Here is a 12900-nt window from a genome sequence, read left to right on the forward strand (position 1 = left end):
AACGGGTCGCCGGGTCTCTGCCCTACCGACGGTCGCCCACCCACATAGCAAGACGGCAGCCAACGACAACGTGGTGCGCATCAGTTCTCGGCTTCTTGGCACAGAGACATATCGGCGTTCACGATGGGCAGCGTTCCATGCCACAACAGTTGGACAAGTTCCTGCCCGGAGCACTCAAGAACCGTGCGTTTGACAATCTCGCCTGCGCTGTAGTCCATCACGTCGATTGTGGCGCGACCCACAAAATAGTCCTTGATCTGAACGGATCGCCGAAGAAGCGGCAGCGCGTCGTGCCAGGGCATCCGCCGCACTTCGGCGGGTTCGAAGAATATGTCACCCTCCGCGAATTCGATGCTGGCGGGCACGCCTTGAAGCTCAAGCAGAAATTCGCCGCGCGGTTTGCCGACTGCATCCCTCGTCATCGCCCAGCCGAGAACCGGAAGGCCGGCCCGTTTCATCGCATCGTACAGATCGTGCAGCTGCGACCGATCACCATCGATCGCAGCTTGATGACATTCGATTTTCAGACGGCGTAGTTCGCGCAGGAGAATGCTGCGGGGTGAGAGGATCCGGCCTTCAGTCGCAATGTCGAGGCAGGCTTTGAACGCGTCCGGCACGCCGAACACCCAGCCCTGTGCCATCCCGTCCTTGAAGACGATCGGGCTCAGATGCCGACGGTAGCGAACTGGGCCCGACATCAGTGGATCTCATGCATGATGCGGGATAGGCGGTGCTTGGCGTTCGACAGCTTCTTCTTGGCGGCCGACAACTCGGATTCTGCGACCTCCGCTTCCCTCAAAGCGTTCTGGAGGGAAGTGCCGTCGAGCATCGTTGCCAGGCACCTCAGATCTTCGCTTTTCCCGCCAACAACGGCTGCACCGTCGCCCCGAAGAAGCGCGAGCCGATGTTTGCAAGCCTGTTCAGCCTCACCTGCTGGACAGCTGCAGCGCCCCGACAAGCGGCCTCTCGCACGCACGAACTCGCAGCGGTAAGGCTCGGGCTGGCTGCCCTGGACGAAGAAGACCAGCTTGGTGTCAGCTTCGACAATGACATCAGGATCCATCGGTGGAGCACCCCTCTCCTCCGATACGAAAGCAGGATGATGAGCGGCGCGGAAGTCCCATTCGTTCCCGATCAATGCCGCCCTTTGCCTATGTGGACAGGCGGTAATTTTTCCCCTTGATCACATGGCAGGTTCTGGCGTAGCCGAGACGGCATAATGCCCAGAGAGGGGCGGGCGGACCCCAAGCCGCCCTCCCCGCCGCAGACAAAGCCCCCGGTGCCGAAAGGTGCCGGGGGTTTCCCGCATTCAGGGCCCCGTCATCCTCGCGCGCACAGCGCGTCGCGGTCCCTGCAGGGCCGCCGCGGACACCTGGCCGGGCCGGGATCCGCCTTTTCATTCGGTCAAACGAACGTATGGGTCTGTGAAGGCCCACCACCCCGCACCCCCGTCCGGAGATGGCCCGCAAGCCCTTCAAGAAGGCCGCTGGCGTCGCCGCGGGACTGCCGGGGTACGTCGCCTACTTCCGGGTCTCGACCGACAAGCAGGGCGCCTCCGGCCTCGGGCTTGAAGCGCAGCAGGAAGCGGTCGAGCGCCACGTGCGTGCGGCCGGGGGCACGATCCTCGCCACCTTCGTCGAGGTGGAAAGCGGCAAGAGGAACGACCGGCCGGAGATCGCGGCCGCGATCGCCGCCTGCCGGGCGCGTCGCGCGACACTGATCATCGCGAAGCTCGATCGGCTGGCCCGCAACGTCGCCTTCGTCAGCAACCTGATGGAGAGCGGCGTCGAGTTCGTCGCCTGCGACAACCCGCATGCGAACCGGCTGACGATCCACATCCTCGCAGCCGTCGCCGAGCATGAGCGGGAGATGATTTCCGCCCGCACGAAGGCAGCCCTGCAGGCCGCGCGGGCCCGTGGCGTGAAGCTCGGCAGTCCGCGCCTGATCGCTGGCGACGCCGAGGCCGCGCGCGCCGCGAATGCAGTGCGCCAGCGTCTTTCCGACGAGCACGCGGCCCGCGTGCTCCCCCTCATCCGGGCCGCCCAGGCGGCCGGATGCACAAGCCTGCCGCAGATCGCGGCGGCGCTGATGGCGCGCGGCGTGAAGACGCCGGCCGGCGCCGAAATCTGGCACCCGACCCAGGTGCAACGCATCCTCGACAGGAGTCCGGCCTGATGCCGCGCACCACCAAGTCCGTCGCCGCCCCGGCGCCGGCGACGCGCCATGTCATCCGCGACCGCGCGGTGGCGCAGAAGGCCGAGGCCTATGCGACGGCGAAGGCGGACATCAAGCGCCTGGAAGCGCAGTGCGACGCGCTGAAGCCTGAGCTGCTCGCCGCCATGGGCGACCATGAGAGCGTCGTCGCCGGCAACCGCGTGCTGACCAGGTCCGCCGTCGCCGGCACCGACCCGACGCCGAACGTGACCATCACGAAGGCGATGATCGGGCAGGTCATCCCGGGAAAGCCGGGCAAGCGGGGCTACACCCAGCTGACCGTGCAGTAGCATGTTCGACATACGCGCCGATCTCCGGCCGCTGACGCGCAACCTGGATGACCTGGCGCGGCGCCAGGTGCCTTTCGCAACCGCGCGTGCGCTGACAGCTATGGCGGACGCGGCCGCGGTGGCGAACCGTCGCGCGCTGCCCTCCATCTTCGACCGGCCGACGCCCTTCACGCGGGCCGGCATCGCGGTGGCGCCGGCGCGGAAGAACAGCCTCGTCGCGCGGGTCTACGTGAAGGAGAGGCAGGCCGAGTACCTCGTCCTCGAGGAGACGGGCGGCACGCGGAAGCCGGAACGCTCGAAGCATGGCGGCACGGGACGGGGGCAAGCACTCGTCATGCCGAAGGCGGTTAAGCGCAATGCGTTTGGCAATATCGGCTTCCGTGGGCTGGCCTCGCTCAAGCGACGCAAAGATGTCTTCGTAGGAAAGACCGCCAACGGCACCGGGGGTTTCTTCCGGCGTCTCGAAGACGGGAAGCTGCAACCGCTCGTGATCTTCGTCCGCAGCGCGGCCTACAAGCCCCGCTTCGGCTTCAAAGCGCGTGTCATCAAGGTCGCGCAGGCGACGATGGCACCAGCCTTCCGACAGGCTCTTGCGAAGGCACTCGCCACCGCGCGGCGGTAGCGGGCCGACACCTCCACATCGAAGGAATTGCGGATGCAGGCGATGACGCTCGCGCAGCGGATCTGCGCGCAGGTGCTTGCGACGGCGCGGCGACCGCTGAATCAGGTCGACGCATTGAACCTGCTGCGCCGCCTGCCCCGCAATCGGGCCGAGGCTCGTCGCTCGATCGCGACGAAGGGCCGTCTGGCCCGCGGCTGAGATTGCGCCGCTCCCACGTCCCTGCCGACGGCGATCCCATCGCGACGCGACGGGCAGGACAGCACGGGGATGCGGCGCAACGGGCGGAAGGATCCGAACCGACCCCCCTCCCCCCCGGTTCGGGTCCTTCCTGCCCCACCCTCCTGACACGGGACGCTTCGCGCCTCGTACAGTGCCCAGCTATGGGTGAAGAAAGGTGTCCGCACCCATGCCCGTCGGGATCTCCATCCGGGAGTTCGCCCGGCGCGAGGGATGCAGCGACAAGCTGGTCCGCAACGCGCTCGGGGCCGGAAAACTCCAGGCCCGGCCTGATGGAACGCTGGATCCCACCCTGGTCGGCACCGGCTGGCGCCACTCCAACCGGCACGCGTCGCCGCCCGCGGACACCTCTGCGGACACCCCCTCCGCACCCGTCCGCACCGAGCGCGAGCCGCAGCACCATGGCGGGGAACTCACCCGCCGCCGCCGCACCGCCGCTGACGAGCCTGGCGAGGTCGACCTCGACGACTTCTCCCGCCGCTTCCTCGCCGGCGACGTCCCGGACCTCGCCACGTCGGAGAAGGTGAAGGCCGCCGCGGCCGCGATGAAGGCAACGATCGGCGCGCAGCAGCTCGGCGGCGCCCTGGTCGAGCTCGAGGCGGCCGAGGCGGTCCTGTTCTCGACCTTCCGGGCCGCGCGGGATGCCTGGCTCAACTTCCCCGCCAAGATCGGCCCGCTGCTGGCCGCTGATCTGGGCATCGAGGCCGACCGCGTCGTGCAGGCCCTGACCCCCCATGTCCAGCAGCAGCTCGAGGCCCTCGGCGAACCCGAAGCCGATTTCCGCGCCCGCGACGAAGGCTGACCGCCTCCGCCAGGCCGCGCGTCGCGGCTGGACGCCGCCGCCGCGCATCTCCGTCCCCGAATGGGCTGACCGCTACCGCCAGCTCGCGAAGGAAGCCGGCGCCCGGTCCGGCCGGTGGGACACGGGCACGGTCGAGGTGGCGCGCGGGCCGATGCTCGCGGTGACCGAGCCGGGCGTGCACGTCATCACCGTGATGGTCTGCACGCAGCTGCTCAAGACGGCGCTGCTCGAGAACGTCTTCGGCTACCACGCGCATCTCGACCCCTGCCCCATGCTCCTCCTCCAGCCGAAGGAGGCCGCGGCCGAGCAGTTCTCGAAGGAGCGCATCACGCCGATGGTGCGCGCCACCCCGGTCCTGCGGGACCTGGTGGGCACCAGCAGCACCCGCTCCGCGGACGAGACCCTGCTGTTCAAGTCATTCCCCGGCGGCTTCCTCGCGCTCGCCGGCGCCGGCAGCCCGGACAACCTGGCGCGGCGCCCGATCCGCATCCTGCTGTCGGACGAGGTGGACAAGTACCCCGTCACCCGGGAAGGCGAGCCGATCGCCATCGCGGAGGAGCGGACCGCCTCCTTCGACACGAACTGGCTGTCCATCCGCGCCTGCTCGCCAACGGTCGAGGACGAAAGCCGGATCGCCGCGAGCTACGATGCCTCGGACCAGCGCCGCGCGTCGCTCGCCTGCCCGCATTGCGGGCACCGCCAGTTCCCGGACTTCTTCCGCCATGTGCAGTGGGAGAAGGACGGCCCTGTGCACCGGCCAGAGACGGCGCGCATCCACTGCGATTCCTGCTCCCGGGCCTGGTCGGAAGGTGAGCGGCTGCGGGCGCTGCGCACCGCGCGCTGGCATCAGACACGCCCCTTCACCTGCTGCGGCATCCGCCAGTCGCCGATCGAGGCCTACAACACCGCCTGGCGCCACGCCGACGTGCCGGAGCCGGAGCGCACGGGCCGCGGCATCGCCGCCGCGTGGGACTGGTGGGCGGGCCCGCGTCACGCCGTCTACCGCGCCCGCTGCGCCACCTGCGGCACCTGGCCGGTCAACAACCACCACGCCGGCTTCCAGGCCGGCAAACTCTACTCGCCCTGGCAGAAGGACCGGCCGCAGGACATCGCGGCGAAATGGCTGCTGGCGCAGGGCGACGAGGACCGAAAGCAGGTCTGGTGGAACACCCAGGCCGGCCTGCCCTACCGCCCCACGGCCGGCAAGGCCGTGGTGCTGGACGCGCTGCTGGCCCGCGCTGAGACATGGGCCGGCGAGGTGCCGCACGGCGTCGCGCTGCTGACCGCCGGCATCGACGTCCAGCATGATCGCGTCGAGGTGGAGATCGTCGGCTGGGGCCGGCACGAGGAGTCCTGGTCCGTCGCCCAGGAGGTGATCGAGGGCGATCCCGACACGGATGCCCTGTGGGACCGGGTGGACGCGCTGCTGCTGCGCCGCTTCCACCGAGAGGATGGGCGCCCCTTCCGCATCGAGGCGGCCTGCATCGACACCGGCGGCCACTCCACGCAGAAGGTCTACTCCTTCTGCAAGGCGCGGCTCGGCCGCAAGGTCTGGGGCATCAAGGGCGAAAGCGCGCGCAACGGCACGCGCTCCCCGGTCTGGCCGACGAAGCGGCCCACGGCCGCGACGCGCTCCAGCTACCGGCCGATCATCATCGGCGTGAACGCGGCGAAGGACGTGGTCCGCAACCGCCTTGCGCTTGAGACACCGGGGCCGGGCTTCATGCACGTCCCGGCCGAGCGCGATGTCGGGTGGTACCAGCAGCTGCTGGCCGAACGCCTGGTGAAGAAGTCGGTCGGCGCGGTCACCTATCGCGTCTGGGAACCCATCCCCGGCCGCGCCAACGAGGCACTGGACTGTCGCGTCTACGCCTATGCCGCGCTGTGCGGCCTGATCCACTTCGGCCTGCGCCTGAACGCCCGCGCCGATGCCGCCGCATCGCCGCATGGCAGCGCCGGAGAGGACGCGACCGCAGCGGTGGCCACCGCGCCACCGCCGCCGGCGGACGCCGTGCCCACTGCACTGACCGGCCCCGTCGTCCTGCCGCAACCCGCGCCGGCGGTCTCGGTGCGGGTCGCCGGCCAGGACGCCACCCGGAACCGCCGGGCGTCCCGCTACGCGCGCTGAAGGGCGCCCTCCGGCGCCGGGCTCGTTGACGCGCGCCTCCGGCGCCGAGCGCGACCATCCGGCGCTAGGCGTCGCCGCACCCGCGGCAGGCGCATCGCCATCTCTCGCAGGGAAGTCGGGGACACATGGACCTGGGCGTCATCGACACCGCGACGCTGAAGGCCTGGCACGCCGAGGCGCTGGCCGCCCTGCAGGCGCTCTCGATCGGCCGGCGGGAGGTGTCGCTCAGCTACTCGACGCCAGGCAGCAGCCGCGCCGGCGCCTTCACGCCCGCGAACCGCGCGGAGCTCATGCAGTGGATCGGCCAGATCGCCGATGCGCTGGCCGCTCGCGGGGCGCTGGCGCAGGCCCGCCCGCGCCGCCGCGCCATCGGGATCAGGTTCTGATGGTGCCCCCGCACGCCCGCATGCCCGCCACGGGGCACCGATGACCGCGAAGATCGTCGACCAGCACGGCCGGGAGATCACCCGGGGCGAGATCGCGCGCGCGCGGATCCGGGGTCTCATCGGCAATCCCGGCGCGCCCTATGACGCCGCGGATCGCTCCTCGGCCGAGATGGCGGGCTGGAACGCGGTGCTCGGCTCGCCCGACACCGAAACCGGGCCGAACCGTGACCTCGCCGTCGCGCGAATCCGCGACATGGTCCGCAATGATGGTTGGGCCGCCGGCACCGTCACCCGCACGCTCGACGCGTCGATCGGCGCCGACTTCCGCCTCTCGGCCAAGCCGGATTATCGCGCGCTCGCCCGCCGCTTCGGCGGCGCCTTCGATGTCGAATGGGCGAAGGAATTCGCCGATGCGGCGGAAGCCGCCTTCCGCGCCTGGGGCGAGGACCCCTGCAACTACGGCGACGCGGAGGAGAAGCACAGCTTCAGCCAGAAGGCCCGCCTCGCCTTCCGCCACTATCTGGTGGAAGGCGAGGCCCTCGGCCCGATCGACTGGATGCCGGAACGCGTGGGCTACGGCGCCGCCCGCTACGCCACCGCGATGCACCTGGTGGACCCCGACCGGCTGTCGAACCCGAACGGCACGATGGACACGCTGACCCTGCGCGGCGGGGTCGAGCTCGACGCCCGCGGCCTGGCGCCGGTCGCCTACCACATCCGCCAGGCGCATGAGGCGGAGTGGTGGGCCGCCGGCCGCGCCGTCACCTGGCAGCGGGTGCCGCGCCGGACCAGCTGGGGCCGCCCGTCCTTCGTGCACCACTACGACGCCGACCGCGCCGGCGATCACCGCCCGGTCGGCGGCATCTTCACGCCGGTGCTGGCGCGCATGCGGATGCTGGCGCAGTACGACCGGCTGGAAGTGCAGGCAGCCGTTATCAACGCCATCTTCGGCGCCTACATCGAATCGCCCTTCGACGCCGACGACGTCCAGAAGGCGCTGGAGGAGGACGGCGACGGCGCCAGCATTTCCGCCTATCAGCGCCTGCGCTCGGACTTCCACGCCGACAACCGTCTCTCCGCCGGGTCCATCCGCCTCGCGAAGCTGTTCCCAGGCGAGAAGGTCAGCACCATCAGCTCCAGCCGCCCGGCCGGCGCCTTCGACATGTTCGAAGCAGCGATGCTGCGCAACCTGGCCGTCGCCACCGGCAACAGCTTCGAGACGGTCAGCGCCAACTTCCGCGGTTCCACCTACTCCTCTGCCCGGCAGGCGCTGCTGGAGGCGTGGCGCACGCTGACGCGCCGCCGCCGCGACTTCGGCCGCGGCTGGGCGACGCCCCACTACGTGGCGCTGCTCGAGGAGATGATCGAGCACGGCGACGTGCCCCTGCCGGCCGGCGCGCCGGACTTCGCCGAAGCCCGCGCCGAATACGCGCGCTGCCGCTGGATCGGCCCCGGCCGCGGCTGGGTCGATCCGACGAAGGAGCCGGAGGGCAGCCGCATGAAGATCGGCGCAGGCCTCTCCACCCTCGAACGCGAGGCCGAGGAGAATGACGGGCTCGACTGGGAGGAGAACCTCGACCAGCTCGCGCTCGAACAGCAGGCCGCGCAGGCCCGCGGCCTGACGCTGACCTACACCGTCACCGGCGGGCAGCAGCCCGACCAGTCGGCACCGCAGGACCCGCCTGCCGGCACGAAGGATGACAGCCCATGATCCTGTCCCGCCGCGGCGCGCTCGGCATGGCGGCGCTGCTCGCCGCTGCGCGGCCGGAGGCCCTCGCCGGCACACCGCCGGCCGAGCTGCGCTTCACCCGCTGGCTGCACGGCGAAACGCTGGCGCTCGCCCTCCCGCCATGCGGGCACGGCGATGCCGGTCACATGCCGCCCTTCGCCCCCGCCGAACCGCACCGGCTCCATGTCGGCTGCGCCACCGCGGCGCCGCGTGACCCGCGCCCCGCACCGGCGGGATGGAACACGCTGGAGAACCTGCGTTGACCGCCGCCGCCCACGGCATCGACCCGCGGCTCGCCAACACGCCGCTGCTGCTCGACCCGCGCGCCTGGCCGCAGGTCTCGGCCGCGATCGAAGCCCTCGGCAGCGCCCCGCCCGCCCCGCGCGACCGCATCGGCTACGACCTGGTGGCGGGCATCGCCGTCATCGAGGTCTCGGGCGTGCTGGTGAACCGGCTCGGCGATCGGCGCAGCTGGGGCTTCGTCACCGGCTATGACGGCATCCGCGCGAACCTGATGGACGCGCTCGACGATCCGGAAGCGAAGGCCATCGCCTTCCTCGTCAACTCGCCCGGCGGCATGGTGTCCGGCCTGCCGGACCTGGCCGCGCTCATCCGTGCCGCGCGGGGGGTCAAGCCGCTCTGGGCCATCCTCGACGACAGCGCCTTCAGCGCCGCCTACTGGATCGCCAGCGCCTGCGACCGGGTGACGGTGCCGGAAACCGGCGGCGCCGGCTCCATCGGCGTCATCACCGCCCTGGTCGACATCTCGGCCATGCTGAAGGCGGACGGCATCGCGCCGCACTTCATCACCTTCGGCAAGCGCAAGGCCGCGGAACTGCGCGCCAGCTACACCGGCATGACAGCGGACGTCCTGGACGCCCTGCAGGCCGATGTGGACCGCCTGGGCGAGATGTTCGTCGCCGCCGTCGCCCGCAACCGCGCCGTCCAGCCCGGGGCGATCCGCCGGCAGGAAGCCGCCTGCTTCATGGGCCAGCTCGCCGTCGAGGCCCGGCTGGCCGACGAGGTCTGCTCGGCCGACGCCGCCTTCCTCGCGCTGCGCGCAAGCCTCGCCTGACCCCCATCCCGGCGGCCTCCGCCGTCACCGCGCGGCACCGCCGCACACCAGCCGAAGGAACACCCGATGACCCTCCGCACCGCCGCGGGCGGCGCCCTGTCCCGCTTCGCCCACCTCGCCGGCCGCGCCCCTGCCCGCGGCAAGGCCGACGTGTCCGACGACGAGAAGGACAAGGGGGACGACAAGGCCACCGACGAGTCCGACGACGAGGAGGACAAGGACACGTCCTCCGAGGAGGACGAGGGGGAGAAGGACAAGAAGGACTCCAAGGCCGGCAAGGGGGCCGAGGAGGAGGACGGCGACGACAAGGGCGACGACGAGGAGGAGGAGGACAAGCCCGCCGCCTCCGCCGCGCGCGGCCTTGCCGCGGCGCGCCGGGCGGAACGCGCGCGCTGCGCCGGCATCTTCTCCGCGCCCGAGGCCGCCGGGAACGTCGCGCTTGCCGCGCACCTCGCCTTCGAGACGGACCTGCCCGCGGCGGCGGCGATCGGCGCGCTGCGGGCCGCCGGCACGGGCGGGCGCCGCGGCCTCGCCGACCGGATGGCGGCCGAGACGCCGCCCCGGCTCGGCGCCGATGGCGGCGCCGGCACCCCGGGCCGCGACACGCCGGAAGGCAACGCCGACTTCGTCCTCAACGCCGGCCGCCGTCCGCGCGGCAAGTAAGGGAACACCCGCATGTCCGGCCCCCAGACCTTCTCCGAGACCTACACCCCGGACCGGCTGATCGCCGGCCTGACCCAGATCGTCACCCGGCCGGAGACGCTGCTCTCCGGCCAGAACCTGGCGCGCGGCGCCGTGGTCGGCCTCATCACCGCATCGGGCAAGATCACGCTGTCGGCCTCGGCGGCGGGCGACGGCAGCCAGGTGCCCTACGGCGTGCTGGCCGACGACTGCAACGCCTCGGGCGGTGACCTCGCGAACTGCCCCGTCATCCTCGCGGGTGAGGTGAACGACAACGCGCTGATCCTCGGCGCGGGGCACACCCTCGCTTCCATCCGCGCGGGCCTCCGCGACCGGGGCATCTACCTCAAGACGCCCGTCACGGCCTGATCGGCCCGCCCCCTCCGCCTTCAGACGCCGGGCGCGCGCATCCGCGCGCCTGTCTTCGCCGCACGAGCGGCGGGCCGCATTCGCGGCCCCGGCCGGCGACCCCGGCCGGATGAACCCAACACGCACGCGGACGCGCGCAGGAGATCGGGCACATGGCCCTGTCGATCTACGAAACCGCCACCCTCATCCGGGTGGTCGAGAACCTGAAGGAACCCAGCCAGTTCCTGCTGGACCTGTTCTTCCCGAACGCGACGATGAGCGACACGGAATTCGTCTCCATCGACGTGTTCGACGGCAAGCGCCGCCTGGCGCCCTTCGTGAACCCGCTGGTCGAAGGCAAGGTGGTGGAAAGCCTCGGCTACCGCACGCCCACCTTCGCACCGCCCTACCTGAAGCCGAAGTCGCGGCTGGATCCCCGCCGCGCCATCCGGCGCCAGATGGGTGAGCGCATCGGCGGCGCCATGTCGCCGGCCGAGCGTGCCGCCGCGAATCTCCGCTTCGAGCTGGAGGACCAGCTGAACACCATCTTCCGCCGCCTGGAATGGATGGCGGCGAAGACGATGACCGATGGCGCCATCACCGTGGTGGGCGAAGGCGTGCCGACCGCGGTCATCAACTACGGCCGCAATGCCGCGCTGAACATCACGCTCGCCGGCGCCAACCGCTGGGGCCAGGCCGGCATCTCGCCGTCGAACAACATCGACGACTGGGCTGCGCTGGTGCTCCAGCAGTCCGGTTTCCCGGTGACGGACATCGTCTTCACCCCGGCGGCCTGGCGCCTGTTCCGCGCCGATCCGCTGGTGGCCGCCGTCGTGTCCAGCTTCAAGAACGGGAACGAGGACTTCGCGGCCGCCGGCGTGCGGCCGGAACGCGGCGGCATCCGCCTCGGCACCTGGGGCCAGTACACGCTCTGGATGTACTACGAGTGGTTCATCGACCCCGCCGACGGCGTCGAGAAGCCGATGCTCACCGACGGCACGGTGATCCTCGGCTCCCGCCAGGTGGACGGCGTGCGCGCCTTCGCCGCGATCCAGGACGAGGACATCAACTTCCCCGTCATCCCCTTCGCGCCCAAGAGCTGGACGGAGAAGGACCCCGGCGCCCGCTGGGTGATGACCCAGTCCTCCCCCCTCGTCATCCCGAGCCGTGTCAACGCCTCGGCCAGCGCCAAGGTGAACTGACGCCATGACCGAGAAGACGAAGGCGGAAGCCCCCGCCGTTCAGCCCGCGCCCCCGCCCGCGCCCATCGTGATGATGTCGCCTGCCGATGCCGCCCGGCAGCGGGAGATGGACATCATCCAGCGCCAGCAGGCGAAGCAGGACGAGGCGCGGGCGCGGTCCGGCACGGTCGCCATGGTGGCGCATGTCGGCTTCACCGTGATCGACGACGACAGCCCCGACGGCCGCGTCGTCAGCCCGGGCGAGCGGTTCGAGGTGTCGGGCTACGACGCGCCGGCCTATCTCGGCCGCGCCCGCCTCGCGGCCGACGAGCCCGCCGAAGCCCGCGGCCCGTCCATCAGCTGATGGACTTCGCCGCGCTCGACGCCGCGGTGATGGGCGCCTTCGCCGAAGCCGTGCCCGTCACCTATGCGCCGCACTCCGGCCCGACCTTCGACCTGCCCGGCATCCTCGACCGCTACACGGTCGAGGTCGAGGGACCGGGGGATGGGCCGCCGGTCGCGGCTCCGCGCACGACGCTGTCGATCCGGGGTGCCGACCTTCCGGCGGGCTTCGCCCCGCTCGCGCGGGACCGCGTGCTGGTCGCCGGCGTCACCTTCGACGTGCGGGACGTGCCGGCGGCCGACGCCGCCGGCTGGATCGTGCTGCAGCTGGGCCGGATAGGATGAGCGCCGAACACCGCGCCGCCGTGCGGGACAAGGTGGCGGACATCCTGACCGCGCGGGTGCCCGCCGTCGCCGGCCGCGTCCACCGCGCCCGCACCTGGTCGCTGCCGGACAGCGAACTGCCAGCCCTGCTGGTCTATGGCTGGCAGGAGACGCGGAAGCGCACCGGCGGCACTGCCTACCGGTCCTTCTACGCGGTCAGCTTCGTCCTGGCCGTCGAGGTCCGGCTCGATGCCCGCTCCCGCGACGGCGCCGCGCTCGAGGACGAGCTCGAGGCGATCACCGGCACCGTTACCGACGCCGTCCTCACCGCCGCCGAGTTGCTGCTGCCGCCGGATCGCCTGATCGAACGGGTGGACGAGGTGAAGACGACGCTCGGCATCGACACGAAATCCTCCGAGGTCGCGATCGGCAGCGCCCTGGTCGCCTTCGAGATGGCCTGGACCGAAGCGACCGAGGTGCCGGGCCCGGCCGTCGATTGCGGCGCCGATGCCACCTCGCTGCGTCTCCGCCCCGCCTGAAG

Annotated in this window: 18 protein-coding genes; 16 read left to right on the top strand and 2 right to left on the bottom strand. The window is 71.2% G+C overall.

Annotated features, from left to right (window positions below; genetic code table 11):
• Window positions 1-80: 80 nt before the first annotated feature.
• Both ACK8OX_RS19380 and ACK8OX_RS19385 read right to left on the bottom strand, forming a co-directional pair.
• Window positions 81-698: a hypothetical protein gene (locus ACK8OX_RS19380; protein WP_430665883.1), complete on the bottom strand. Its 618-nt coding sequence runs from the start codon at window positions 696-698 to the stop codon at window positions 81-83.
• Window positions 698-1063, bottom strand: coding sequence for a hypothetical protein (locus ACK8OX_RS19385; RefSeq protein ID WP_430665884.1), 366 nt, complete (start codon window positions 1061-1063; stop codon window positions 698-700). The genes ACK8OX_RS19380 and ACK8OX_RS19385 overlap by 1 nt, the downstream gene beginning before the upstream one ends.
• A 395-nt stretch (window positions 1064-1458) precedes the next feature.
• Between ACK8OX_RS19385 and ACK8OX_RS19390 the strand changes: the two genes are divergently transcribed.
• From ACK8OX_RS19390 to ACK8OX_RS19465, 16 genes are all read left to right on the top strand, one after another.
• Complete coding sequence (locus ACK8OX_RS19390) at window positions 1459-2175, top strand: recombinase family protein (RefSeq protein WP_430665885.1); 717 nt, start codon at window positions 1459-1461, stop codon at window positions 2173-2175.
• Complete coding sequence (locus tag ACK8OX_RS19395; RefSeq protein WP_430665886.1) at window positions 2175-2504, top strand: hypothetical protein; 330 nt, start codon at window positions 2175-2177, stop codon at window positions 2502-2504. Before ACK8OX_RS19390 ends, ACK8OX_RS19395 begins: the two co-directional genes overlap by 1 nt.
• A gap of 1 nt (window position 2505) precedes the next feature.
• The gene (locus tag ACK8OX_RS19400; RefSeq protein ID WP_430665887.1) at window positions 2506-3126 is read left to right on the top strand and encodes a hypothetical protein; all 621 of its coding nucleotides are present in this window, start codon (window positions 2506-2508) and stop codon (window positions 3124-3126) included.
• 33 nt (window positions 3127-3159) lie between these two features.
• On the top strand, window positions 3160-3324 hold the full coding sequence (locus ACK8OX_RS19405; RefSeq protein WP_430665888.1) for a hypothetical protein: 165 nt from the start codon (window positions 3160-3162) through the stop codon (window positions 3322-3324).
• A gap of 208 nt (window positions 3325-3532) precedes the next feature.
• Window positions 3533-4165 carry a hypothetical protein gene (locus tag ACK8OX_RS19410; RefSeq protein ID WP_430665889.1) on the top strand — a complete coding sequence of 211 codons (633 nt, stop codon included), beginning with the start codon at window positions 3533-3535 and terminating at the stop codon, window positions 4163-4165.
• Window positions 4098-6293 carry a phage terminase large subunit family protein gene (locus ACK8OX_RS19415; RefSeq protein ID WP_430665890.1) on the top strand — a complete coding sequence of 732 codons (2196 nt, stop codon included), beginning with the start codon at window positions 4098-4100 and terminating at the stop codon, window positions 6291-6293. The genes ACK8OX_RS19410 and ACK8OX_RS19415 overlap by 68 nt, the downstream gene beginning before the upstream one ends.
• Before the next feature lie 125 nt (window positions 6294-6418).
• Complete coding sequence (locus ACK8OX_RS19420; protein WP_430665891.1) at window positions 6419-6679, top strand: hypothetical protein; 261 nt, start codon at window positions 6419-6421, stop codon at window positions 6677-6679.
• A gap of 40 nt (window positions 6680-6719) precedes the next feature.
• Entirely contained in the window at window positions 6720-8390 is a 1671-nt protein-coding gene (locus ACK8OX_RS19425; RefSeq protein ID WP_430665892.1) for a phage portal protein, read from the top strand.
• Window positions 8387-8671, top strand: a complete 285-nt coding sequence (locus tag ACK8OX_RS19430; protein ID WP_430665893.1) for a hypothetical protein — start codon at window positions 8387-8389, stop codon at window positions 8669-8671. The genes ACK8OX_RS19425 and ACK8OX_RS19430 overlap by 4 nt, the downstream gene beginning before the upstream one ends.
• Complete coding sequence (locus ACK8OX_RS19435) at window positions 8668-9483, top strand: S49 family peptidase (protein ID WP_430665894.1); 816 nt, start codon at window positions 8668-8670, stop codon at window positions 9481-9483. The genes ACK8OX_RS19430 and ACK8OX_RS19435 overlap by 4 nt, the downstream gene beginning before the upstream one ends.
• 66 nt (window positions 9484-9549) lie before the next feature.
• A complete protein-coding gene (locus tag ACK8OX_RS19440; protein WP_430665895.1) occupies window positions 9550-10146 on the top strand; it encodes a hypothetical protein in 597 nt (198 codons plus the stop codon).
• 12 nt (window positions 10147-10158) lie between these two features.
• The gene (locus tag ACK8OX_RS19445; RefSeq protein ID WP_430665896.1) at window positions 10159-10533 is read left to right on the top strand and encodes a head decoration protein; all 375 of its coding nucleotides are present in this window, start codon (window positions 10159-10161) and stop codon (window positions 10531-10533) included.
• 152 nt (window positions 10534-10685) lie between these two features.
• The gene (locus ACK8OX_RS19450; RefSeq protein WP_430665897.1) at window positions 10686-11714 is read left to right on the top strand and encodes a major capsid protein; all 1029 of its coding nucleotides are present in this window, start codon (window positions 10686-10688) and stop codon (window positions 11712-11714) included.
• A 4-nt stretch (window positions 11715-11718) separates the two neighbouring features.
• Window positions 11719-12057 (top strand): hypothetical protein, encoded by a 339-nt coding sequence (locus ACK8OX_RS19455; protein WP_430665898.1) that lies wholly within the window; start codon window positions 11719-11721, stop codon window positions 12055-12057.
• A complete protein-coding gene (locus ACK8OX_RS19460; RefSeq protein ID WP_430665899.1) occupies window positions 12057-12380 on the top strand; it encodes a head-tail joining protein in 324 nt (107 codons plus the stop codon). The genes ACK8OX_RS19455 and ACK8OX_RS19460 overlap by 1 nt, the downstream gene beginning before the upstream one ends.
• Window positions 12377-12898, top strand: coding sequence for a hypothetical protein (locus ACK8OX_RS19465; RefSeq protein ID WP_430665900.1), 522 nt, complete (start codon window positions 12377-12379; stop codon window positions 12896-12898). The genes ACK8OX_RS19460 and ACK8OX_RS19465 overlap by 4 nt, the downstream gene beginning before the upstream one ends.
• Window positions 12899-12900: the final 2 nt, after the last annotated feature.

Origin of the sequence: Falsiroseomonas sp. CW058 (assembly GCF_050563535.1) — a bacterium.
GTDB lineage: Bacteria > Pseudomonadota > Alphaproteobacteria > Acetobacterales > Acetobacteraceae > Falsiroseomonas.

Excerpts from the sequence above, each read along its gene's own strand:
- ACK8OX_RS19380 (WP_430665883.1), bottom strand. The coding sequence starts at position 698 with ATGTCGGGCCCAGTTCGCTACCGTCGGCATCTGAGCCCGATCGTCTTC.
- ACK8OX_RS19385 (WP_430665884.1), bottom strand. The coding sequence starts at position 1,063 with ATGGATCCTGATGTCATTGTCGAAGCTGACACCAAGCTGGTCTTCTTC.
- ACK8OX_RS19390 (WP_430665885.1), top strand. The coding sequence starts at position 1,459 with ATGGCCCGCAAGCCCTTCAAGAAGGCCGCTGGCGTCGCCGCGGGACTG.
- ACK8OX_RS19395 (WP_430665886.1), top strand. The coding sequence starts at position 2,175 with ATGCCGCGCACCACCAAGTCCGTCGCCGCCCCGGCGCCGGCGACGCGC.
- ACK8OX_RS19400 (WP_430665887.1), top strand. The coding sequence starts at position 2,506 with ATGTTCGACATACGCGCCGATCTCCGGCCGCTGACGCGCAACCTGGAT.
- ACK8OX_RS19405 (WP_430665888.1), top strand. The coding sequence starts at position 3,160 with ATGCAGGCGATGACGCTCGCGCAGCGGATCTGCGCGCAGGTGCTTGCG.
- ACK8OX_RS19410 (WP_430665889.1), top strand. The coding sequence starts at position 3,533 with ATGCCCGTCGGGATCTCCATCCGGGAGTTCGCCCGGCGCGAGGGATGC.
- ACK8OX_RS19415 (WP_430665890.1), top strand. The coding sequence starts at position 4,098 with ATGTCCAGCAGCAGCTCGAGGCCCTCGGCGAACCCGAAGCCGATTTCC.
- ACK8OX_RS19420 (WP_430665891.1), top strand. The coding sequence starts at position 6,419 with ATGGACCTGGGCGTCATCGACACCGCGACGCTGAAGGCCTGGCACGCC.
- ACK8OX_RS19425 (WP_430665892.1), top strand. The coding sequence starts at position 6,720 with ATGACCGCGAAGATCGTCGACCAGCACGGCCGGGAGATCACCCGGGGC.
- ACK8OX_RS19430 (WP_430665893.1), top strand. The coding sequence starts at position 8,387 with ATGATCCTGTCCCGCCGCGGCGCGCTCGGCATGGCGGCGCTGCTCGCC.
- ACK8OX_RS19440 (WP_430665895.1), top strand. The coding sequence starts at position 9,550 with ATGACCCTCCGCACCGCCGCGGGCGGCGCCCTGTCCCGCTTCGCCCAC.
- ACK8OX_RS19445 (WP_430665896.1), top strand. The coding sequence starts at position 10,159 with ATGTCCGGCCCCCAGACCTTCTCCGAGACCTACACCCCGGACCGGCTG.
- ACK8OX_RS19450 (WP_430665897.1), top strand. The coding sequence starts at position 10,686 with ATGGCCCTGTCGATCTACGAAACCGCCACCCTCATCCGGGTGGTCGAG.
- ACK8OX_RS19455 (WP_430665898.1), top strand. The coding sequence starts at position 11,719 with ATGACCGAGAAGACGAAGGCGGAAGCCCCCGCCGTTCAGCCCGCGCCC.
- ACK8OX_RS19460 (WP_430665899.1), top strand. The coding sequence starts at position 12,057 with ATGGACTTCGCCGCGCTCGACGCCGCGGTGATGGGCGCCTTCGCCGAA.
- ACK8OX_RS19465 (WP_430665900.1), top strand. The coding sequence starts at position 12,377 with ATGAGCGCCGAACACCGCGCCGCCGTGCGGGACAAGGTGGCGGACATC.